11 protein-coding genes are annotated in these 24,223 nt (G+C 59.6%); 4 read left to right on the forward strand and 7 right to left on the reverse strand.

Features of this window, described 5'->3' with window-relative positions:
• Positions 1-28: 28 nt before the first annotated feature.
• Positions 29-1,315: an MFS transporter gene (locus NG99_RS13310; protein ID WP_034893480.1), complete on the forward strand. Its 1,287-nt coding sequence runs from the start codon at positions 29-31 to the stop codon at positions 1,313-1,315.
• A gap of 132 nt (positions 1,316-1,447) precedes the next feature.
• Here the strand turns inward: NG99_RS13310 and NG99_RS13315 are convergent, their stop codons facing one another.
• A complete protein-coding gene (locus NG99_RS13315; protein WP_052130701.1) occupies positions 1,448-2,392 on the reverse strand; it encodes a LysR family transcriptional regulator in 945 nt (314 codons plus the stop codon).
• A 158-nt stretch (positions 2,393-2,550) separates the two neighbouring features.
• Between NG99_RS13315 and NG99_RS13320 the strand changes: the two genes are divergently transcribed.
• Both NG99_RS13320 and NG99_RS13325 read left to right on the forward strand, forming a co-directional pair.
• Positions 2,551-3,474, forward strand: a complete 924-nt coding sequence (locus NG99_RS13320) for a carbon-nitrogen hydrolase family protein (RefSeq protein ID WP_034893483.1) — start codon at positions 2,551-2,553, stop codon at positions 3,472-3,474.
• Positions 3,475-3,579: 105 nt separating this feature from the next.
• Complete coding sequence (locus NG99_RS13325) at positions 3,580-4,095, forward strand: DUF2778 domain-containing protein (protein WP_034893486.1); 516 nt, start codon at positions 3,580-3,582, stop codon at positions 4,093-4,095.
• A 250-nt stretch (positions 4,096-4,345) separates the two neighbouring features.
• On the opposite strand, the gene NG99_RS13335 is transcribed toward NG99_RS13325, so the two are convergent.
• Together NG99_RS13335 and NG99_RS13340 are read right to left on the reverse strand one after the other, a co-directional pair.
• Positions 4,346-4,831, reverse strand: a complete 486-nt coding sequence (locus NG99_RS13335; protein WP_034893493.1) for an Hcp family type VI secretion system effector — start codon at positions 4,829-4,831, stop codon at positions 4,346-4,348.
• Between the two features lie 149 nt (positions 4,832-4,980).
• Positions 4,981-7,011, reverse strand: a complete 2,031-nt coding sequence (locus NG99_RS13340; RefSeq protein WP_034893497.1) for a TonB-dependent siderophore receptor — start codon at positions 7,009-7,011, stop codon at positions 4,981-4,983.
• A gap of 121 nt (positions 7,012-7,132) precedes the next feature.
• Between NG99_RS13340 and NG99_RS13345 the strand changes: the two genes are divergently transcribed.
• Positions 7,133-8,029, forward strand: a complete 897-nt coding sequence (locus tag NG99_RS13345; protein WP_034893500.1) for an AraC family transcriptional regulator — start codon at positions 7,133-7,135, stop codon at positions 8,027-8,029.
• Here the strand turns inward: NG99_RS13345 and NG99_RS28905 are convergent.
• The 4 genes from NG99_RS28905 to NG99_RS13370 form a co-directional block, all read right to left on the reverse strand.
• Entirely contained in the window at positions 8,019-10,355 is a 2,337-nt protein-coding gene (locus NG99_RS28905; protein WP_052130702.1) for an alpha/beta fold hydrolase, read from the reverse strand. The genes NG99_RS13345 and NG99_RS28905 overlap by 11 nt on opposite strands.
• On the reverse strand, positions 10,342-11,478 hold the full coding sequence (locus NG99_RS13360; protein WP_034893503.1) for a Gfo/Idh/MocA family oxidoreductase: 1,137 nt from the start codon (positions 11,476-11,478) through the stop codon (positions 10,342-10,344). The genes NG99_RS28905 and NG99_RS13360 overlap by 14 nt, the downstream gene beginning before the upstream one ends.
• Positions 11,475-17,666, reverse strand: a complete 6,192-nt coding sequence (locus NG99_RS13365) for a beta-ketoacyl synthase N-terminal-like domain-containing protein (protein ID WP_052130703.1) — start codon at positions 17,664-17,666, stop codon at positions 11,475-11,477. Before NG99_RS13365 ends, NG99_RS13360 begins: the two co-directional genes overlap by 4 nt.
• Positions 17,667-17,721: 55 nt before the next feature.
• Positions 17,722-24,223: non-ribosomal peptide synthetase (locus NG99_RS13370; protein ID WP_034893506.1), on the reverse strand; the 6,502-nt coding region annotated here is incomplete at its 5' end.

Raw genomic sequence — 24,223 nt, forward strand, 5'->3', positions numbered from 1 at the left:
TACCTTACGATAAAAGACAGAGGTTAACATGAGTACTAAAAAACCAACGAAGGTCAGGTTTTTCATTCTGTTTATGGTATTTGTTTCCGTAGTCATTAACTACATGGACAGAAGTAATCTTTCAATTGCAGGACCTCATATTGCAACAGATTTTGGACTTTCAACCATTGAAATGGGCTATATATACTCTGCGTTTGGTTGGAGCTATGCTTTGTTGCAAATACCGGGCGGTTTTATGGTAGATAAAATCGTCCCACGTCTGCTCTACACCGTTATGCTGATCGGCTGGTCCGCCATGACCATGTTGATGGGCGTGGCGCAAGGTTTCATGACGCTGTTTGGCTTACGACTGGCTATCGGCGTGTTTGAAGTCCCGGCCTTTCCGACCAATAACAAGGTAGTGACGGCCTGGTTCCCTGAACATGAAAAAGGGAAGGCCATTGCTTGCTATACCTCCGGCCAATTTGTTGGCGTAGCATTTTTGACACCGGTGCTGGTTGCTCTTCAGAGCTGGATCGGCTGGCAGGGTATGTTTATCCTCATGGGGCTGACCGGGGTTGTCTGGGGCATTATCTGGTATGCCCTTTATCGCCAGCCGGATGAGCACCGCCGTGTGAACCAGGCCGAAATAGAGTATATCCGCGAAGGTGGCGGGATCATTTCCGCAACCGTGGGTGATAAAGGTGAAGCTAAGCAAAAGATGGACTGGTCACAGGTAAAAATGGCGTTCTCGCGCCGTAAGCTCTGGGGAGTGTACATTGGTCAGTTTGCGTCGACGTCAATGCTGTGGTTCTTCCTGACATGGTTCCCGACTTATTTGGTGCAGTATCGCCATCTTGATTTCATCAAAGTTGGCTTCCTGACCTCGATTCCTTTTCTTGCGGCATTTGTTGGCGTGCTGCTGGGCGGCATCTTCTCAGACTGGCTGATCAAGCGAGGCTATAGCATCACGTTCGCCCGTAAGTTACCTATTATTCTTGGGTTACTGCTGTCCACATCCATTATTGGCGCCAACTTTACTGACGACACCACGCTGATCGTGTGTTTCATGACGCTGGCCTTCTTTGGTAATGGATTCTCCTCGATAACCTGGACATTGATTTCGGCGATTGCGCCAGTGAGAGCGATTGGCGTGACCGGTGGGACGTTCAACTTTATTGGCAACCTCTCTTCAATTATTATTCCAATCGTGATCGGTTATTTAGTCAGCAACGGTAATTTTGCACCTGCGCTGATCTTTGTCGCGGCTGTCGCGCTAGTTGGCGCTTTGTCATACATTTTTATTGTGGGCAAAGTAGAGCGAATCAGCTTTTGATCGTCCCCGGCCGGCATGTCCGGCCGATATCTTGATGCTAAGGAGCCTGGCGATGAAGATCGTGAAATTCGTGCGCCGGTCCTGTTCCGCTATTAACATCTCCTGGTGTGATATAGCGGATTAACAGCGGCATTAGTCTGGCCGTCTTTCTGTCTCTATACCCACATGATGCAGCGTTGAAATTAACTCCCTGAGCACGCTTTTGACGCCCACGATGGCGGGATCGCGCAGGCCATCATGACGCCACGCCAGCTCAATGGGATAAGTGGGTAGCGCAAGCGGGCAGGCGATGAACGGTAAATCGAAGGCTTCCGCCAGCACATGGGCAGCATGTGCCGGTAATGTGACCACCGCAGACGACCCCTTTAACAGGTAAGGAATGGCTGAAAAATGCGTAGTGGATGCCTCAATGGTGCGCTTCATGTGCAGCTTCGCGAGTTCTTCATCCACGATGCCGATCAGGCCTCCTGCTGAAATGAGGATATGCTTGCGCGCCACATATTCTGCGAGCGTCAATGACGCCGTTGCGCACCCTTTTTCATCCATAAGGCACGCATAACGTCCGTTGCCCACCAGTTCGCTCTGTAGCGCGTTCGATAACAATCCCCCCGTTGTCACCACGATGTCGACCGCACGGTTCATCAGCATTTCGGCCGCGATTTTACGGTGAGTTTGCTTGAGGACTAAGCGAATGCCGGGAAAACGGCTGGCAACCCGGTCGATCAGCAGACGCCCTAGGGCAATTTCATAATCGTCCGACCAGCCCAGGGTCAGGGTGCGATGCTGTAAGCGATTCTCCTCAACGTTTGCCAGAGAAAGACTCTGGCGAAATTTATTCAGCGCGTCGCTAATAATCGGTTTGAGTTCATCAGATTGCCGCGACGGTTTCAGCCCTCGTCCCGTACGGTAAAAAAGATGATCGCTATAGATATGCCGCAAGCGGGCAAGCGCGGCGCTTACGGCGGACTGGGTGACGCCAAGCCGCAGTGCGGCCTTGCTGGCGCTGCCTTCTTCATAGAGCGCTTCAAAGACCCTTAGCAGATTCAGATCGATTTTTTCGATATTCAGGGGGTTCATCTTATCTGTCCGCCTCGTCGCTGGTGTGAAAAAACAGCGTAATCAACAGGATATATGATATGAGTGTCATTAATATCACATATCATCAATGCCTTATTGAACAATATCATACGACGGTTGTATATCTGGATCTTCAGCGAAACTACAAGGTAAAACCCATGTCAGCAGTGACCGTCGTCGCTGCGCTTCAGATTGGCTCAATGCCAGGCGGTAAAGCGCAGACGTTAGAAAAAATTCTTTCCTTTGAAAAAGATATCCTGGAAAGCCGGGCCTCGCTGGTGGTGATGCCAGAGGCATTATTGGGGGGCTATCCTAAAGGCGAAACGTTTGGCACTCAGCTGGGATATCGTCTGCCGGCAGGCCGGGCCGCTTTTGCCGACTACTTTACTCATGCGGTGGACGTACCGGGGAAGGAAACCGAGGTTCTGGCCGCATTATCACAGCGTACCGGAGCCTCGCTGGTAGTTGGCGTGATTGAACGTGATCAGAGCACGCTCTATTGCAGCGCGCTGTTTTTTGAGCCGCAGCAAGGCCTGGTGGCTAAACATCGTAAGCTGATGCCGACCGGAACGGAGCGGCTGATATGGGGGCAAGGCGACGGCTCGACGCTTCCCGTGGTGGCAAGCCAGGCTGGCCGTATCGGCGCGGCAATTTGCTGGGAAAACCATATGCCGCTGCTGCGTACCGCCATGTATGCCAAAAATGTTGAAATCTGGTGCGCACCGACCGTGGATGAGCGCGATATATGGCAGGCCTCGATGCGTCATATCGCGCATGAAGGGCGCTGTTTTGTGATCAGCGCCTGCCAGGTCCAACCCTCTCCTGAAACGCTGGGTATCGATATCGCCGGGTGGGAAAAAGACCGCCCGCTAATCCAGGGAGGCAGCCTGATTATCGGTCCATTAGGCGATGTTCTGGCGGGGCCGCTACGCCAGCAGGAAGGGCTGGTGACGGCGGAGATTGATATTAGCGATATCGTTAAGGCGCGTTACGATTTTGATGTGGTGGGGCATTATTCCCGGCCGGACGTGTTTTCGTTGTCCGTTGATGAAACGCGAAAAAAAACGGTTAACTTTAAGTAATCTGGCGCCTGCCGAAAAGAGCGAGCTATTTTGCCTTTGCTCAATTTTTCCGCTGCCACCAGGCGCTATTATTGCGGACACAGGAAATTAGCTTAAGGACGTTACGTGGCTTTACATGGAAAGTTTATCCTCAATAATGCTGATATAGCCCCTTTATCTTTTCCCGGTGTGGGAACATTTATGGCTTTTTCCGGCAATGGTGCTTATCGGAATCGCGGTGGATGTGGCAAGATCGCTGAAAATGGTCCGCTTCCGGCTGGAAAATACTGGATTGTTCAACGGGGCGAGGGTGGTTTTTTCTCAAAAAGAATTGCCTGGGTGAAAGATACCTATAACAAATATCATAGCGGCGCTGAGTTCAGGCGTTCGGAATGGTTTGCCCTCTATCCTGATAACTGGAGTATTGGAGATAGCCTTTGGGTTGAAGGGGTTAAACGTGAGCACTTTCGTTTACATCCTGGAGTCTTGTCCAATGGCTGCATAACTCTGGCTAATAACTCTGATTATGCCATGTTACGTAATGCATTGCTCAGGACGCAGCTGATGCGTGTGCCGTGTATGAAGGACCTGATGGCATACGGATCGATTGAGGTGATCGCATATGGCAACACTTGCCCGTAGGTTCGCCAGAATGGCGATATTTATAGCCTTGTTTTGCCTGGGGGCACGAATCATTGATCCGTCTACGTTCATTAGCCTGGAGCTAACAGAGGCTTATGCGCAATGGCAAGATGGATACGTGAGTCAGGAAAATTTTGAGGATCTTTGGGTAATTGCCTGGCTTCTGTCCTCGCTAATATTCGCTATCATAGGCGATGTACTAATTATCAGGATTGCCAGGAGAGTGCGCCGGTAAAGGCGCACTGCTTCTTTACGATCTCACGTTCCAATCGTCAGTGTACTGGACATTCCCGTCAACATAACGCCATGTGATCTTGTCATACATCAGGGATACAGATTCCATATGATTGATCTGTGAATTTCCCATCATTTTCACATTAGGCATTCCCGGATTAACACCAGTAATTTTTACACCTTCAGCTAACATGACAAAATAACATTCTTCCTGGCCTGAATGATTGATGCGATACCAACGTATCTCTGCACTTTTCAGCGTCTGACCATTTGCAACCGCTTTATAAAGGTACGGACTGGAACTGTCAAAATCCTTTTCAATCATCATGGGAGAATGGGAGCGAGTCCCCGTGATCTTACCGTTGGCGCTGTCTACGGGAATATTTAAACCATGACTGAAACCAATAATCTCAATACTTCCTTCACGGTACTGAGCGTCTACAGAGCCTTTAATATCTGCGCCGCCATCATCCTTAAGCCACATATACGCGGGTATTGGCATACGAAATCCTTTTATATCAGAAAGAAAGGATTTATATATTACGGTTATTAACTAACCCGAATATTGGTTTGGATCAATTCCCTGTGCTGGGATGTTGAAGTGGTGGTGATTAACCCTTAGTCGTGGCCGGTGAGGGCCACGACGACAGGTCAGAACAGATCGACACGTACGTCAACGCCGACGGTACGGCCCTCATTCACCTGGGCCAGCGCGGTGGTGCCGTTCAGGAATGCGTAGGTGCGGTAGCGGCGGTCAAGCAGGTTATTAATATATGCCGCCACGTTGATGCGCTCGGTGGCCTGCCAGCCAAGGCGCAGATCGGTCGTTACATAGCTCCCCTGGCGCAGGGTATTATCGCCGTCGAAGTATTGCGGACCCACTGCGTTCAGCGCCAGCCGGGGCATCAGCGCTCCCCAGGCGGTATCAATCGTACCATTCACGCTAGTGCCGGCACCGTAACGCGGTACGAACGGCACGCGCTTATCCTGATAGAGCTCGCTGTCGCTGCTGAACTCCGAGCGGATATAATTGCCGTTCAGGTTCCACGACCAACCCGGCGTAAACTGCCAGCTGGTGTTCAGTTCCACGCCGTTGGCATCGGCACTGCCCGCATTACTTAACGTCTGATAGCCCACCGGACCGGAGTAGAGCTGCATGTCTTTGGTGTGGGTGTGGAACACCGCGCCCTGGACCTGAACATCGCCCTGGTCATAGCGCGTACCAATCTCATAGCTGATAGATTTTTCCGCAGAATAAGGCGTGGCGGAGGTGCCAGCGGTTGGCGTCAGGTTAAAGCCGGTGGGCTTATACCCCTGGGCAATACGCGTATAGCCGCGCAGCGCCGGGGTAAACTGATAACCGGCCGACAGCTGGCCCATCACCTGATCGTCACGGGTATGGTTACGGTCGCCATAACCGTAGCCCAGCGAGTTACCGTCGTAGCGCGTTTTGGCTTTATCATGTGAATAGCGCAGACCGCCGCCAAGATCAAACTGGCTGGTCAGATGCCAGGTCAGATCGCTGTAGGCCGCCAGCGTTTCCGCTTCCGTGTTCGAGTTAAGCGAGGTCATTGGGACGCCGCCATAACTGTACGACGAATTCAGCTTTTCCCGCGTATTCTGGCGATACAACCCAAATACCATATCCACCGCGCGACCGCCTCCATGGGTGGCCGCCCGCAGTTCCTGTACGTCCTGATTCCAGCGTTCCGGCAGGCTGGCCTCGTAGGCGGTGTAGGGGAACTGGCGATCGTAGCTTTGCTGCTGCCAGGCGCTCATCAGACTGAAGATCCAGTCATCGGTGGTGTAGCGCCCGGTCAGCGACTGACTGTGAGTACAGCGCCGCAGGTAGGGATCGCCGGAGCCGCTATTAATATCCAGCGTGCGGCCTTTGACGCTGTTGAACGGGACATAGGTGTCCTGTGTGGCGTGGGTACATTCTTCACTCAGCGCGACGTTCGCTTCCCAGGGCTGATCGTCAGGCGCCAGGCGCAGGCGCACGTTGCCAACGTTACTTCGCGATCCGCCCAGCTTATCGCTGCCGGTCGCCGGGTTGGTAAACGGACCGTTATCCACCGCGCGGAGCAGGGTGACGCTGCCATAGAGCAGGCCGTCCTGAATCGGACCGCTGACGTTAATCTTACTGTTATAGCCATCCCGGCTGGCGATCCCGCCTTCAATATAGCCGCGCGGGGTACTGTCGGGTTTTTGCGTGACGATATTGATAATACCGCCCTGAGCGCTCTTGCCATACAGCGTTCCCTGCGGGCCGCGCAACATTTCCAGACTCTCCACATCGCTCAGCGTCTGCATGGCGTAAGTTGACAGCTGCGGTACGCCGTCAACGTAGAAGGTCACCGCCGGGTTGTAGAAATCTTGTGCCGAGGAGACGCCGCGCAGCGAGACCGACTGAAAAATCAGGCTGCCGCTGTTGCCCATGTTGAGGCCGGGCAGTACTCGTGAAAGTTGATCGGTGCGGGTGACGTTGGCATCACGAAGCTCTGCATCCGTGACGGTGGTCGATGAGACGTTGCGTGATGACGCCGAACTTGGGGACTGTTTGCTGGCGCTAACGATCAGTGTGTCGTCCTTACTGACAGCAGCAGAATCGTCGGCCGCGTAGGTCTGCGACGTCAACAGCAGGCCGCCGATAATCAGAGGCGTAACTCGATGAATTTGCATGTGTGCATCCCTGAAGAATAAAAATCTCAGTCTGGGGCAACGGCTGAAAAACGTGTTGCATCTTAAGGTCAGAAATTGCACGATAAAGCTAAATAAAAATCATTATCATTGTGGTGGGTTTATGGTGAAACATAAGGGTGGTAAGGAAACACTGACCGGAATTGATCATCTGCAACTGACGCCGCACATCGTGCTGAAACATGTGCAGACCACATTGCAACAGGATCTATTGCTACAGGGCGAAAGCGCGGCCCATTTGACCCTGGTGATCATGATGGAAGGGGCGGGGCATTTCAGCCTTAACCAGCAAACGTTGCAGCATTATCGCCCGCAGTCATTCTGGCTGTCCTGCGCGCAGACCGCCTGTCATGGCTATGATTTTTTCCCACGCCACCATTTTTACCATCTGCTGATCCTGGAATTTTCACCCGATCTTATTCCGCTGGTTGACGAATGCGGGTTGTCCGTCCCGGCGCAGGAGGATGCGTGGATTTTGTCAGCGGTGCTGACGGATGAAATCGCGCGGCAAATGCAGCAGATACAGCAGGGCTTTAGCGATCGTTCAGCGCTGGGCCGACTCCGGCTGGAAAGCCTTGCGCTCGGCACGCTGTGGCTGGCGGTGAGAGAACTGTGCCAGCAGCGGAAAAGAGTAGTGCCCGCCGTCCGTTTACCTAACCGCGAGCGCAGACGCCTTATTGCCGCCCGAGATTATATTCGCCAGAACGCGGCCCAGCCGCTGTGTATTGAAGAGGTGGCGCAGCACGCCGGGCTCAGCCTGATGGCGCTGAAAAGGGGGTTCCGCGCGATGTTTGCCATCACGCCGTGGAATTATGTGATTGAATGCCGCCTGCGGGAAGCGCAGCGGCTACTCGAAAGCAGCCCGCTGCCTTTAAACGATATTGCCCTGCACTGTGGCTTTGCTCACGCCAGCCACCTGTCGCGTTTCTTTCACCGACAGTTTGGACAAACGCCTGGCCGCTACCGCAACAGCCGGGGACAGGCAATGCTCAGAGGTTAACCCCGGCGACGAGGGTCCGCAGTATGGCTTCGCGGTGGCGCTGCAGATAAAAATGACCGCCGGGGTAAACATGCAGCTGGCCCCGCCCATCTCCCCAGTTGAGCCACTCTTTCATCGCTTCCACGCTGACTTCGGCATCGTCATCTCCGCAAAAAGCATGCAGCGGCAGGCGTAGATCCCGTGGCACCCGATCCCATTGATAGCGTTCCGTCAGGCTAAAGTCTGCGCGCAGCGCGGGCAGAAACAGCGACACCAGCTCCGTATGCTGGAGGATATCATCCGGCGTTCCCTCCAGACCTTGCAGCTCTTCCGCCAGCTGGTCATCGCTCAGCAGATGACGCAAAGGTTCAGGGGTTGGCTTGTCAGGCGGACGCCGCCCTGACACAAAAATCCCCCGCAGATTTCCGGCTGGCAGCCGCTGCGCCAGTTCGAAGGCCAGCAGACAGCCCAGGCTATGGCCCAGCAGCGCAAAGGGGCGCTGGCAGTAGGGAGCCAGTACAGCTTCCAGTTCGTCGATCAGCGCGGGCAGGTCGGTTCGGGGGGATTCTGTAAACCGGCTGGCGCGACCGGGTAGTTCAACCGGACAGAGTTGCAGACCTGAGGGCTTCGCCAGTTCCCTCCACTCTCGCCAACTGGCCGCGTTGCCTCCGGCATGATGGAAGCAGAACACCGGCAGCCCTGCCGCCTTATCCGGTAAACCAAAGGGAAACCAGCGGGCGTCCGAAGGCGGGGGAGAACTCAGGCGTTTTTTCAGCAGCCCGATCAGCCATTCTTCCAGCGTTTCGCGCTGTAGCCGCAGGAAAAAGTGCCCCCCGCTGACGCGCCTGATCTGGACCTCTTCCGTCAGGTGATGTTGCCAGCGCAGCATATTGACCACCGGCACCAGCGCGTCATCCTCCGCCAGCACCAGCATAGTGGGCACGCTGACCTTAACGCTGACGGCGGCCTGATAGTTCTCCGCCAGCGCGCAGTCTGCCCGTAGCGCCTTGCCGACCGTTTTCATCATTTCAGGGTCAAGCAGTACGTCTTCTGGCGTCCCGCCCAGACGGCGAACCTCGTGGTTAAAAGAGGCGTCGCTGCACTCGGAAATCCGCTGGGACAGCGGCACCGACGGCGCGGGACAGGCCATCAGAAACAGCTGACAGGGCGGCCGGTTCAGCCGGGTAAAATAGCGGGCGAGTTCAAACGCCACCTTGCAGCCCAGGCTACAGCCAAGCAGCGCCCACGGGCGGTGGCTGTATGGCTCAATCTGCCGGGCCAGTTCCGCCACCAGACTCTCCATCCGTCGGTGGGGCGTCTCATCGATACGGTTCTCGCGACCGGCAAGCTGTAGGGCGCAGAAGCGCCAGTCAGCAGGCCACAGGGAAGACTGCCCCCATTCGCGATAAATTGTGGCGCCGCCGCCCGCGTAGGGTAGAGCGAACAGGTTTAGCGCGGCCTCGTGCGTTGGCTTGCCCAGCGGAAACGCTTCGCTACTTTCTCCTGTGCCTTTCACCACGTTTTCAAGCCGCTGGTTTCGCTGTTCAAGGAGATGAAGTAGCGCGGCAGGCAGGGCGCGGGCGGGATCGTCCACTATGGGCTTACGCCAGTGAAAATAGTGATAGTCAGCCTGACCTGATGCCATTGCCTGGTAAACCGGCGTCCCCGGCAGGGCAAAATAATTGCGTAGTCCGGCGATATCCTGCCCGCCCGACGGCAGCGCAGTCTGTAATCTGTCTATAACTTTATCCCCGGCGCCGCGCCTTGCCGCCATCACTTCCCGACTGACCGAGCGGTCGCTGACCAGCACAAAGCCCATAGTCTCCAGCGCCTGCCGGGTGTGCTCCAGCGTCTCGCGATCGAAGATATCCGCATAGAAAAACTCGCCGCCGGCTTTAAGTACACGCCATACCTGGCGGAAGAACGCCGCGATATCCGGATAGGCGCCGGATGACTCAACGTTCAGCAGCAGGTCAATGCTGCCGTCGGCCTGAGGGAGCTGGCAGGCATCCGCCAGCTGAAAACGCAGCCGTGGCTGGCGGTGACGCTGGCGGCAAAAGTGGATGTTGCTACTGCTCAGATCCACACCGGTAACGCTCAGCGGCCGCCATTTTTCGACCAGCAGCGCTGCGGCGCCCCCCCGGCCACAGCCAACGTCCAGCACATGAAGGCCATCCAGCTGGCGATCGCCAAGCAGTTGCAGAATTAACTGGCGCTGGGCCTCGCCGGGCGAGGTGTTTTTTTCGTCTGGCGACTGATAGCCCCAGTTCAGAAACAGGGCGTGTTCAGCCAGTCCGGCGGCGTCGAGCAGCGCCGACAGGTCGCGGTAAGCATCAGAGGTTGACATAGGGCTTATCCATCGTGCGGTGGGCTGCGTAGTGCAGCGGATCGGGGAAGGGCGCAGCCGGTGCGCTAAAGGCGCAGAGCTGCGGCGCACCGGCGTTGCGCATCAGGGTTGTCCAGACGTCTCCGTGCTGCTGCCACCAGGCAGGCTGTTGCCACCATGGCTCCTCTTCGGCGGTCAGATCGCCTAGCGCCGTCAGAATAGCCAGCGGAAAATCATGCCTGGTGGCCTCTATCAGGTTAGGTGCCTGTGGCGGGCCGAAAACAATCGCCGTCGGCTGCCGGTTATAGCGTGAAGCCAGATGATGCTCAGGGGAGAGCAGCCACGAAGAGGCCACATCGTCCTGCTGATAGCCCTCGGCATAAATGGCGTGACTCCATACCACCGGGCCAAAGCTGCCCGCGAGACAGACGTTGCCTTCGCTGCCGCCAATGGCGATACGGTGCATCACCAGGCTGTGGTGGTCGGGATCGCGGGGATCAAGCGTGGTTTGCAGATTGATGCATACTGGAATACCGGCGAACTCGCCCTGCATTTGACGGAAAGGCCAGATTTGCGTCCCGGCGGCGTGCGGCGCAGGTTGCGGTAGGGCGGCGCAGAACGGCGTCAGCGAGCCCAGCGCGCGGCCAATAATATCCAGCGACGAATAGAGCAGCTGCAAACTGGTCGTCAGCTCGATAAATGCCGGTTTCTGCTGCCGCGCGCTTTGGCGCGCATAGTCGATAAAACAGGCGGCGGCAGGTAGCGAAGGATAGAGCGTATTGACGTGATAGCGGGTGCGGTGCTCGGCCGCCAGCGCCTGCATACGGCGAATATCGGTCGGATGCAGCGGATGCTCCTGTAACACGGCGATCCCCCGCCTTAATAGCTGTTCCGCTATCGCCGAGCCCTCTCCGCCGACAATGCGGCTGCGGATTGCCACGCAGGCGAGATCAATGCCTTCCGGAACCTCTTCGATGGTCCGCCAGAGCGGGACAGCCAGTTTTTCCGCCAGTAGCCGTGAGCGCTCGCTTCCCCGCGCCACAATCCCGGCCAGCTCAAAAGTGGAAGCCGGATGGCGCAGAGCCGCCAGATAGTGCTCGCCAAAGCGGGTGCCGCAAACCACCACCCGTTGTCTGTTGCTCATGGCTTCTCCTCCCTGGTCTGCTGCGCCAGCGCAACAATCTGTTCGTCAACCGGCAGTAAATCCGTCAACGGGGCGAGCCAGGCTTCTTCCACCTCAGAGAGCGTTTCCAATAGCTGACGCAGCGTTATCAGGGCAATCTCGCCCATCTCGTCCGGCAAGGTGCCGCACTGCACGTCAATATTGAATAGCAGGGCGCTCTCTTCCTCCAGCGCCTGTAAGTGCAGCGGCGTCAGCGGCTGAGCGGCATACTCGTAGCCGGGCATCCCCAGCAGCGGGTCGGAGGTTTCTGGAATGGAATAGGCCTGTCGGACGCCCAGCAGGCTGGTGAACGCGACCGGCAGCGACGCCAGCCAGTCCGCTTCGTAACTCGCTCCGGGCAGATGCTGGGCGAGATGTTGCTGCCGGTACCGTGCCGCCTGTCGGGCCAGTTCGGTAAAATCTGTCGCGGTGCTGAGATCCAGAGGAACTGGCGCAATGGTCGTGGCATCCGCGATCAGCTGCGAGGCGTGCGGATGCAGCGGCAGGCGGTCGGTGAAATCAAGCCGCAGGGTAAAGGCGCTATCCGTTATCCAGTCCCGCAGCACCAGTCCCCAGGCGGCCAGCAGTAAATCGCTGCCGCTGAGATCCTGCTGTTCGCCACGGGCTTTCAGCCGTAGCCACTGCCCGGCGGGCAGCGCATCGCGCCAGATGGCAAATCTCGTCGGTGAAGCCGCTGGCTGCCACGGCAACGCCGGAGGAGCAGGCAACTCGGGAGCGGGATAAGATGCTGCCGGGGTAGTGGCCAGCGCCAGCAGGGCGTGATGGTAATCCTGCGGGGTGAAAGCGCGCTCCGGCAGCGCCACATCGGGCTGATGGATCAGGCTGTCCAGTTCACGCAGCAGCACGCGGAAGCTTTCAATATCCACCAGCAGAGTATTAAGCACGATATGCAGCCGGTAACCCTGCTGACTCTGGCTGGCCGCCAGCACAACCTGCGGCGGCGCTTGCAGATCGAACGCATGGTTCGAGAGGGTTTCCCGCAGCCGCTGCTGCTGCGCCAGCAACGCATCGGATGCCAGCTCTTGCCAGTCGTGATACTGCATTTCCACCGTAGGCGCATCATTGACGATAGCGATTTCACCCTGCGCCGTTATCGCCGCGCGCAGCATGGGATGTCGCTGCTGCAAACGCTGCCAGCCCTGGACAAAGGCCGTCAGCGGGAAGTCGTGCGGCTTGTCGTACTCTACGTACAGCAGGCGCGGAGCGTGCTGATGCTGCTGCCAGCGCAGTCGCTGAAGCGGCGTCAGCGGCAAGGGCATTCCGCCAGCGGCCTGACGGGTGACGTCACCTCGCGAGTCGAGCCAGCCAGCCTGCGCCGACTCCAGCTCGGCCAGCGCTCGTCGGAGCAGCGAGTCGCTACCCGCGCCTGCCTGCATCTCCTGTTGCAGGCAGGCGATCAGTTCCCTGACGCTACCGGCGCGGAACACGCTTTCAGCGTTGAGTTTCACCCCGAGATCCCGGCCCAGCGTCTCATTAAGATCGAGGAACAGCAGGGAATCCAGCCCCAGCTGCACCAGATTGCTCTCCAGCGTGACCTGTTCCGGCGGGCAGTTCAGCTGCCGGGACAGCGTTTCCCGCAGATACCGTTCAAGCTGTTCCCCCTGCGGGGTTTCAGTTTTAGTTTCAGCTTCTGTGCTAACTACCGGCGCGGCTGGGGACTGTGGCAGGAAGGCGGAGAATCGTTGCCTGTCATCAGCGGAAAGCGCCCCTTTAGCCAGCGTCTGCCAGTCAACGCGCATTGCCGCCACCACCGGGTGTTCACCGGCGAGGGCGGTTTGCAGCAGCGCCAGCGCCGTGGTGGTTTCAAGCGGAGCCATTCCGCTGTCAGCCAGATGGTCCGCCAGCTTCGCGGAAACCGATTCGGTGATCTGCCAGTATCCCCAGACGATGGCCAGCGTGTCATGACCCCGGGCGCAGCGCTGTTGGGCAAGCCTTTCCAGTGCGCCACAGGCGGCGGCGTGAACCGCCTGACCCTGCGGGCCGAGAACCGTGGCGGCGGAAGAGAACCAGACGCTTTGCTGCGGCCGTAGCCGCACCTGCCAGCGATCCAGCATTCTGGCGCTGTTCAGGCGGGTAGCCAGCCCCTGTTTCAGCTGCGGCCAGTTCAGCCTGGCAATCGGCATGTCGTTGACCGCCCCGGCCAGGTGCCAGACTGTGCCAATCGGCAAATGACGTTGTGCAAGACGCTCCAGCGCCGCACCGAACGCGGTTTCGCTGCTGGCATCGGCGTCGCTGTCGATGATGATTTCCGCACCCCGAGCCATAAGGTCAGCCAGCTGCCGCCGTTGAGGGTCATCCGGCTCGCGGCGAGTCAGCAGGACCAGCTTTTTCACCCCGCGGCTGACCAGGTCTTTCATCAGCGCCATCCCCAGCGGCGAGAGGCCGCCGGTCAGTACGTGACAGCCTGGCGTGACAGCCGCTCCGCCATGTCCCACCACCGGCTGAAGAACCGGCGTCTGCCAGCCGCCCGCATGCCAGCGCAGCTGTCCGTACCCGCCGTGGACGATCTGGCGACACTCTTCATCATCAGGCGTCTTCTGCGGCAACCCGGCAATATCCAGCAGCACGATGCTGAGCTGGGGGTATTCATGGCGTGCGACGGTCAGAAAACCAGGCAGCCAGGCGGCGGGGTGTTCATTCCCGCCGGGATCAAATATGCCTTCGGCCAGCAGCAACAGCGCATCAGCAGGATCGGCGGCGGTCAGCTGCTGTTGCAATTCGCTGAAGAATGCCTGCTGCCGATCCTCATTTTCAGGCACCGTTTTTTTGATTATGCTGCGGGCGGGGCTGCTTTGTGACGGCGTCACTTTCTGCCACTGCCAGCGATAGAGTTCCCCCTGATGACGCCAGGGCTGTAACAGATCTCCCGGCCACGGCGTGCTTTCCACGCCCGCTACGCGGGAGGGAAGCAGGCTGGCGCTGAACAGTGGAATCCCTTCAACCTGTGCGTCCACGCGCTGTTCCCGCTGCTGAAGCGTAATCCGCAGCGGATGACCGGCGCCTGACGGATCGTTATGCCAGTGAAGCTGGCACAACCTCGAAGGATGCTGAGGCGCAAGCGCGCTCAGCGCGGCCTGCAATATTGCGGCCTGCGACCAGCCGGTCAAGCCATCCGGTTGCTGAACATCCGCTGGCACTTCAAGAGTGAAAACGTTCAGCGGATCGTGCGTGGCGCGCTTCGTACTCTGCGCCGTCCGCGCCAGCAGGATCTGTTCGCCAAGGGCGGCGGCAGGAAGATCGGCTGCGGGGAAGGCGTCACTGGCGACAAAGCCCGCATCGCTCAGCGCCGCGCGCCAGTCCTGCTCGGAGGCGAAGAGTTCGTCATGGCGCAGCGCGGTATCGCTAATCGGCGGCACCAGCGCGCCAAACACAAAATCGAACAGCTTTTTAGGCGCGGTGATTTCCCGCATCAGCAGTATGCCGCCGGGCTTCAGCAGGCTGGCAAGATTACGCAGCATCTGGCGCAAATCCGCCGCATTATGCAGCACATTGGCCGCGACGATCGCGTCATAGCGCTGGCGCGGTAAATGCTGAGCGGCCGCCGGTTTCTCCATATCGAAAGGCACGTATTCGAGGAACGGCCAGGCGGCGAATTTTTCCCGTGCGCGCTGGAGGAACAGCGGGCCAAGATCGGTAAAACTGTAATGCTCACAGCTGCCCGGCGGCAGTGTATGCAGCACATCGTGCGTGGTGCCGCCGGTGCCGCCGCCCACCTCCAGAATCGTTAACGGCTGGCTGCTTTTGCCGGCCAGCGCGGCCAGCGTCTGTGCGGCTATCTGGTTGAAATAGCGCGACCAGGGCTGCTCCTGATACATATGCTCAACGTCCGCCGTGGACGCAGCCGGGAACACAATGCTGACCGGATCGACATCGCCCCGCAGCATGGCGCCCAGCTGTGGACCCGTGCGGCTAATCAGATCGGCAAGGTGCTGATAGCCCACCTTACGCATACGTGTCAGCCAGTCGTTAACATCCGTGGCGGTGGCGGTTAGCTCGCCATACAGCCATTCGCCCTCCTGCTGTCGCCGCGTTATCGCGCCGCTTTGCGCCAGATCGCGCAGCAGGCGGCGCATCAGGTCTGCATAGCGCGGCGGGATGTTCCCAGCCTGCATCAGCTGGCCGACGGTGAAGAATGACTGAGGCTGTTGCAGCAACGGTATTTGTCGCAGCATCGCGGTGACGTAATGCTGATGCAGCGCATCGACGCAGCGTTCTTCTTCCCCCAGTAATGACAAATCCAGCGCCGTGCCGCTGTCGCGGGCGGTTTGTGCGGCCTGTTTGCACAGCGCCAGCCAGCCATCCTCATTTTCCTCAGTACTGACCGCGCGCTCGTTCTGCGTTGGGCTGCCGGTAATGGCGGGCGCACAGTGTTCGCCATCAAACGGGCTGACCGGAAGCAGGGCGCGTTGCGCCATCGGGGCTATCCAGCGATCCCATTGGGGAACCTTCAGCGCCGCCTCAGCGAGCAGCGCCTCCGGCAACTCCCCGGCGGTGAACAGGACTACGCCGTCATCTCCTGCAACCGTTTCTGGGCGTACCTGCTCAACGACGTTCAGCAGATGCGCTATCCAGCCGTCGGCATCGCTGGCGCTAATCAGCAGGCGGTGAGAAAACAGCGTGCGGTGATAAAAACTGGTGGCGGCATAACACCGGGCGTCAAAACCCGCCTCGCGATCGCTCAGACGCAGCAGATGCTGGCTGGCCAGCGCCCACAGGCTGGCTTCACTGCGTGCCGAAAGCAGCAGCACCAGCGGTTGGTCATCGTGCGCTGGCAGCGTAGCGGAGGCTTCATCGACAGCACGGAATAAGGCCGCGTCGGGGGCGGCCTCAAGGATTGCATGGGCATTGCTGCCGCCAATGCCAAAGGAGCTGACGGCCGCGCGCAGCGGAGCGTTCACCGCTCGCCAGGGCTGCAGCTGCTGCGGCACGTAGAATGGCGTCCGGGCGAAATCAATCGCCGGATTAGGCGTGTCGAAATTCAGGCTGGGGGGAATTTGCTGCTGCCAGAGCGCCAGGCCCGCTTTCAGCAGACTGCCAATCCCGGCGGCGGTATCGAGATGTCCCGTATTGCTTTTCAGCGACCCCAGCGCCGTTTGCTGCGGCTGCGGTGACCATGAAGCCCAGGCTTGGGTCAGCGCGCTGACCTCTATCGGGTCCCCCAGCGGCGTGGCCGTGCCGTGCGCCTCCACCAGACCAATGGTATCCGCGCCCACATCGGCCATCGCCAGCGCATCCTGAATAACCTCGCGCTGCCCGCTCAGCGAGGGCGCGGTGAATCCCGCCTTATCGCTGCCGTCGTTATTAATTGCGGTGCCGCGGATCACTGACAGGATCGCATCGCCATCCTCAAGCGCATGGTCGAGCCGTTTCAACAGTATCACGGCGGCTCCGTTGCCAGGCAGGGTGCCATTTGCCGCCGCATCGAACGGGCGGCAGTGTCCATCGGCGGAGAAAATCATGCCTTCGCGATAAAAATAGCCGGACTGCTGAGGGAAACTCAGGCTGGCCCCGCCAGCCAGCATCATCCGCGCATCGCCGCTGGCTATCGCCTCGCAGGCCAGATGAACGGCAATCAGCGAGCTGGAGCAGGCCGTCTGCACCGTGTAGGCCGGGCCGCGTAAGCCCAGCTTGTAAGCGGTTCGGGTGGCGAGATAATCCTTGTCATTGCCGATCAGCTTCTGGAAAACCTGCGGCGAGGCGATGTGCTGCGCATCCTGACGCTGCGCCAGCTGCCAGGTGCTCATTCGCGAAGCGCCAATCACCCCGGTGCGCGCACGGAGGCTGTCGGATGGATATCCCGCCATTTCCAGCGCGTCCCAGGCACACATCAGAAACAGCCGCTGCTGAGGGTCGATACTTTCCGCTTCCTGACGCGAATAGCCGAAAAATGCCCACTCGAAGCGTTCGGCTTCCGCCACGATTGCGGCGGCCGGAACGTAGTCCGGGCGCTGCAGCAGGGCGGGATCGACGCCCGCGCGTTGCAGATCGTCGCGATCGAAACGGGAGATCAACTCTTCACCATCGGCAATGCGCCGCCAGAATTCAAAAACAGAGGCTGCATGAGGGAAGCGACAGCCTGCGCCGATAATGGCAACCGGGACGGTATCGCCATAGCGCTGGGTAAACTGCTCGGAATCAATTAGGTTCATTTGCGTACTCGTTTTTCACAGAGACAATTCGCGGGCCGCAGCCCGCGAAGGGATCTTAACGTTGACGTTGCTGACGTCGCCGCTGACGGGCCTGGCGTCGTTCACTGACGTCGCGAGGCGCTTCGGCCAGGCTCTCTTCCTGCCGCGACAGCCAGTTGGCCAGGGCGCTGGCATTCGGGCGGTTAAACAGTTCAACCACCGGGAATGACCGCCCGAACTTCTGTTGCAGCGCCTGACGTAAGCGGATCAAATGCAGCGACGTTGCGCCAGCCTCGAAGAAGTTGCGCCCGATCGGCACCTCGTCTAATCCGGCGATGCGCTTCAGTTCGTCCGCAATGTCAGCCGCCAGCCGGTCGCTGCCTGCTGCGGTTTCATCCGTCGGAATGACGTTGTCCATCGCGGGCAGGGCGCTCAGCTGCCAGTCATTTTTCGGTAACCGTTGCGCCAGGTCCTGCTGCCAGAGATCCTCGCGTGCGGCCAGCGCGGCCAGCAGTTCGCAATAGTGATGGAACATGATGTCCAGCAGCCCGTCGGGGAACAGCGCGTCGACGCAGTCCCAGCTGAACACCAGCTCGCCGCGCCGTTCAACCACCTGGTGATCAATCCAGACTTGAGGCGTCTGGCTGACGCTCCAGCCAAACTCGCCCAGCCAGTCGGCCGCCACGCTGCTGTCGCTGCCGCCGGCATCCACCCCCAGCCCGCTGGTGAAGACCACCGGCATGGCGACCGCCTCAAGACGACCACGACGGCGCGCGGCCTCACGCAGTACCCGTACTGCTGAAACTTCGCTGTGGCTGAGATCGTCCCATAGCTGCTGTTGCAGCGCGGCGGCCCGTGCCTGAAACTCCGCTTCGCCGTCCATGTCGCAGACCAGCAGGCTCAAAGAGGTGAAATCGCCGACCAGCGCGGGCAATTCGGGATGAATATCAGGACGCTGGAACAGCGTCAGATTGAGGGTGAAACGGCGGTCACGGCTCCAGTTGCCGAGCACCGTGCCCCAGACAGTCAGCAGCAGGGCATTAGGGGTAATGCCAGCCCCGGCGGCTTTCCCGCACAGCGCCTGCCACTGTTCTGCGCTGAGGCGGGACTCGCGGCGGATAAACTGCGGCGACAGCAGGTCCGCGCCGCTGCCGATCTGCGGTAACTGCGGCCCGGCTGGCAGATGCTCCAGGCGGTCCAGCCAGTAACCCAGCGCCGTTTGCCAGCTGGCCCGCTGACTCCACTGCGCCTGCGCCAATACATAATCACGGAAGCGAATGCTCAGCGGCGGCAGCTCAGTTTCCGGCTGGCGGGCCAACAGCGCCCATTCGGACAGCAGCATGACCATGGATCGACCGTCGCAGATCAGGTTATCAAGGCTGATGCACAGACGCAGACGTTGCGGACTCAGCTGCGCCGCACGCAGGCTGAACAGCGGCCAGCTGCTGGTTTCATGAACTTCATGGCTCAGCGCCGAGCGGGTCTGGTTCTGCCAGGCGGCACGCTGTGTTTCGCTGGCGGTACGCAAATCCTCGCAGGGGATCGAATAAGCCGGGACGTCAGGCAACACCCGCTGATAGCCATCGTCGTCAACAACCGCGCGCAACATATCGTGACGGACGATCAGCCGTTGCCAGGCGCTTTCCAGCGCGGCATGACTCAGTTGGTCAATGTCGATTTCCACATACAGATGCGTTGACACGCCGCTCAGCGGCAGACCGCTCTGGCGCCCAATCCAGTAGGCCTGCTGGACATCCGTCAACGGGAACGGCTGGTAGCGCTGCGCCTCATCGGCTTGCCAGGCCGGATGGGCGTCCTGACACTGCGGCGCGGCCTCGACCTTAACGGCGAATTCAGCAAAGCGCGGCGACAGGAACAGATCGCGCAGGGCGACCTGACGCTGTAGCTGATGGCGAATCTTCTCCACCAAACGGACGGCGGTCAGACTGTCGCCCCCGGCTTCAAAGAAATGCGTTTCGGCGGCGGGGATCTCCCCGTCAAGCAACGAGCTCCACAGGGCCGCCAGTCTGGCGCTGAACCCCTTCCAGTCTGGCGCTGAGCGGGCAGTGAGCGTCATGCTTCCGGCATGGGGGCGCGGCAGCAGGGCGCGGGCCACTTTCCCGGTTGGGCTGAGCGGCAGGGAATCCAGCACCATCAGCGTTTGCGGCACCATATAGCCGGGCAACAGCGTGGCAAGATAGTCGCTGACCATGGCAGGCGAGAACTGCCAGAGGCTGTCCGGCATTTTCGCCATCAGCAGGTGCAGGCCGCTGTCCGTCAGTTCCGGCAGCGTTAGCGCGGCAGACTGCTGGTAGTGGGCAAACTGCTGCTGCCAGGCATCAGCGCTCAACAGCGGCAGCGCCTGTTCGCGACGCTGGTCCTCAAGCTGACTGTAGCCCGCCTCAAGCAGCGCCACGGTGGCAAGCTGGAAGGGGCTGTTGCGGGTCATTTCCGGGGCCAGTAACCAGCCGCCGGGACGCAGCAGAGCGCTGATATGCCGCAACAGTCGCGGAATATTGTGGCTGCGATGCAGGGCATTGAACGCCAGTACGATATCGTAATCATGTTCAGCGAGAGCCTGCTGTGTTGGCGGCTGCTCGCTGTCGAAGACCCGGAACTGTAGCTGGTGCTGCGGGCTGGCGATGAGTCGGGCCTGCGCCTGCTGCTGCAAAAGGCGTGACGCATCGCTGAAGCAGTAATCAAGCGGCACATCTTCCAGTTCTGCCAGTAGCAGCTGCGTAGCCAGACCGCTACGCCCGCCGATCTCCAGGATGCGCGGCGCGCGCCCCAGATTGTTTGCCAGACTGCGCAGCAGGGCGGCCAGTACCAACGTTACCGGACCGGAAAGCGGATTGGCCTGGGTCAGCTGCTCAGGTGAGAGCGTCTGATCGTCGCTGTAAAACAGTTCCATCGCGTCGGCTTCGCCGCGCAGAATGCGCAGTCGATCGGCTGCACCCGACCGCAAGCGAACCAGCGCCTCACGGGGCAGACCACAGCGACCGGCCTGCTGTAACAGCTCATCCCAGTCTGGCGTTGTTGGGGTGCTCAGCGACTGCCACCGTTGGGCCAGCGGGGCCAACGCCGCTGACGCGGCCACCGGCTGCCCGCCAGCCACCGCCAGCGTATCGGCTATCGCCCGCTCACCCAGGCTATCAATCAGGGTCCAGAACTGACGCAGTTGGGCATCCGTTGGCTGATGGGTTAACTGCGAAAAATGCCTCTTCGCCAGCCCGATAAGATCGCTGGCCCGTTGCCATGCCGCGTCGGCCACTATTGGCAAACACAGCGCCTGCGCCTCCGACTCCAGCACCAGCCACGCTGCCAGCCGTTTATCGCCGCGCTCGTTGCCGATCGTATCGACCACCACATCCCTGATAGCCTCATGCTGCTGTAATGCTGCCTCAATCTCGCCCAGCTCAATGCGGTTGCCGGCGATTTTTACCTGATTATCGCTGCGGCCGAGAAACTCCAGCGTGCCGTCCTGCCAGTAGCGGGCCAGATCGCCGGTACGGTAGAGTCGTCTGCCCTGATGCAGCATAAAACTGGCGGCCGTTCTCTGCGGATCGTTTTCATATCCTCGCGCGACGCCAAGCCCGGAGATGTAAAGATCGCCGCTGACATAGTCAGGCCGGTCGCGCAGCTGGCTATCCAGCACATGATAAGCCTGATTGGTTAGCGGATAGCCGTAGGGAATGGTTTTCCAGCGGCTGTCGAGCGTCTCTACCCGGAACCAGTTCGACCAGATGGAGGCCTCGGTCGCCCCGCCCATGGCGATTAGCTGGCTGTCAGGCGCATGATTTTTCAGTCTCGCAGGCAGAGGAAGCGGTATCCAGTCGCCGCTAAGCATTACCGTACGCAGACCCGACAGAGCCTGCGGATGGTAGTCCGCCTCAGCCAGCAGCAAATCCAGCAGGGCGGGAACGGAGTTCCACACCGTGATCCTGTCGCGTTCAATCAGCTCCAGCCAGCGCGCCGGATCGCGGATCGCCTCTGGTTCTGGCAGCACCAGCGTGCCGCCTGCGGCAAAGGTGCCGAAGATATCCCACACCGAGAGATCGAACCAGAGCGAGGAGATGCCCAGCACCACGTCCCCGGCGCCAATGCCGAATCGCTGATTGACATCCAGGATAGTGTTCACCGCGCCACGGTGATCGATCAGCACGCCTTTCGGCACGCCGGTTGAGCCGGAAGTATAGATAACGTAGGCGTCATCGTCGGGCTGATGCGTCGGCGCGGGAACAGAGTCGGCCATTTGCGGCCGGGACGCATCCACCGTAATAATGTTTCCGGCACTCATCAGCCGTGCGGCATGTTCCGGCTGGGTGAGCAACACCGCGATATGGCTTCCGTGCAGAATAGTGTTAAGTCGTGCCTCAGGCGTGTCCGCCGACAGGGGAACCCATGCCGCGCCCACCGTCTGAATGGCCAGGCAACTGGCGATCTGAGACGCCCCTTTATGCATCACCACCGCCACGCGGTCGCCTTGCCTGACGCCCGCCTCGATCAGCTGCCGGGCGATCCCGCGGCTCCAGGCCGCCAACTGATGATAGCGCCAGCTTCCTTCAGCACTCTTCAGCGCCAGCGCATCGGGCTGCGCGTCGGCGCGCTGATAGAACAGTCCGTCCAGCGTTTTATCGCTGGCGGGAGCAACCACCGCATTACGCTTTTCTCTTACGCTGAGCTGCGCTGGCGGCAGCAGGGCATCAAGGGGATGCTGCCAGCAGCGGTCGTCCGCCGCCAGCCTTTCCAGCAGGTCGCCATAGGCGCTGAACATCGCGTCCAGCACGCCAGGCTGAAACAGTTGGTCTACGGCGTCCCAGTTATAGATCAGCGCGCCATCCTGTTCGCTGGCCTGATGATCCAGCCACACCTGCGGCGTCTGGCTGATGCCCCAGACAATCTCGCCGAGCGGGCTTTCCGCCGCTCCCTTGGTCGGATCGTTAACACCCAGCTGGCTGGTGAACACCACCGGCATACCGACCAGCGCCTGCTGTTCCCGGCCGCGATTCCATTCGCGCAGCACATCTACCGCGCTGAAGCTGCGATGGTCCAGACTCTCCAGCACTTCGCCGTTTACCTGCGCGGCCCGATCGGCAAAGCTGAGCGGCTGCCGGTGATCGAGAGCCAGCAGGGTGACGGCGGTAAAATCGCCGACCATGCGGGGCACGTCGTCATGCCAGGGCAGGCGGTCGAAAATCGTCAGGTTCAGGCTGAAAGTGGGTTCGCTGCTCCACGCGGCCAGCACTTCGGAAAACGCCGCAATCAGGAGAGAGGCTGGCGTGACCCCGTGATGAGAAGCGCGATCGCGCAACTGTTGCCAGGCGGCAGCGGGGAGGGTGCGCTGTCGGCGGCTGAACTGCGGATGAACCAGACTCAGGTTCTCCACCAACAGCGGCAACTGCGGCGCGGTCGGCAGCGTGGGCAGGCGCTGTAACCAGTATTCCCGATCGCGCTCCCACTGCTGCAGACGCGCGCCTTCCCGCTGCTGTTTCGCCAGCACATAGTCGCGGAAGCCAATGCTGAACGGTTGCAGTCCGGCCTGACTCATCTCGCCGTCAGCACGATACAGCGCCACCAGTTCATCCCACAGCAGCTGACTGCTGGTGGCATCGTTGATTAACATATCGATACTGATATGCAGCCTGCTGCCGCCCTGCGGCAATAGCGTGACGCGCAGATCGAACAACGGCCAGCGATCGGTCGGCAGGACCTGATGGGAGAGCTGCTGCCGCCATTGATCGCAATGGCTGGCCGCAGATGAGCGGCTGGCCTGCTGCAAATCAGCCACCGTAATCTGGTAGTCGGGCACCTCTGACAGCACCCGCTGGCGCCCCTGTTCGTCAATGACCAGCCGCAGCGCGTCGTGGCGATCGATCAACAGGTTCCAGCAGCGCTGTAGCCTGGCAATATCCAGCGCTTCAGGTGCGTCGGCCTCCAGGTAGGCGTGACAGGCTACGCCGCCCAGCGCATAGTGATCCTGACGCCCAATCCAGTAGGCATACTGTAGCTCGGTCAGGGGGAACGGCGCGTAGCGCTGTGCCGCGTCATGAACAATATGCATCTCTGCCGCTGGCATTGCATCCGCAGCGGAGACGCTCAGCTGGCTGGTGAGGTAATCGATCAGTCTGGCCGGGGTGCTGTGCTCGAAGATTGCCTTCAGCGAGCACTGAATGCCCAGTTCACTGTCGCATCGGCGGGAAAAATCCATCACCAGAATGGAGTCCATTCCCAGCGCCAGCAGCTCGCTGTCCGGCTCGATGCTGTGTGGGGCAATGCGGAGCGTGCGCGCCAGCTCGCTGCGGACGAAATCGTGAATCAGCTGTTTTTGTTCCGCTTCGCTCAGCTGATGAAGATTTCGTGTCTGTACAGCCGACGGCGCAACGCTGGCGGCCTGCTGCGTCAGGCAGCGCCTGAACAGATGAACCGGGCTGTAAAGCGCGAACAGCGGCACGAACTTCTGCCAGTCTATTTCAGCCGCCAGCCAGACGGCCGGGAAGTCGGCGCTAACGGTCGCGGCGGCAAACAGCTTGTCCAGCGTAGCCAGATAACGCGCTGGCGGCTGCCGCTGGATACCCGCC

Source organism: Erwinia typographi, assembly GCF_000773975.1.
In the GTDB taxonomy this organism is placed as follows: domain Bacteria; phylum Pseudomonadota; class Gammaproteobacteria; order Enterobacterales; family Enterobacteriaceae; genus Erwinia; species Erwinia typographi.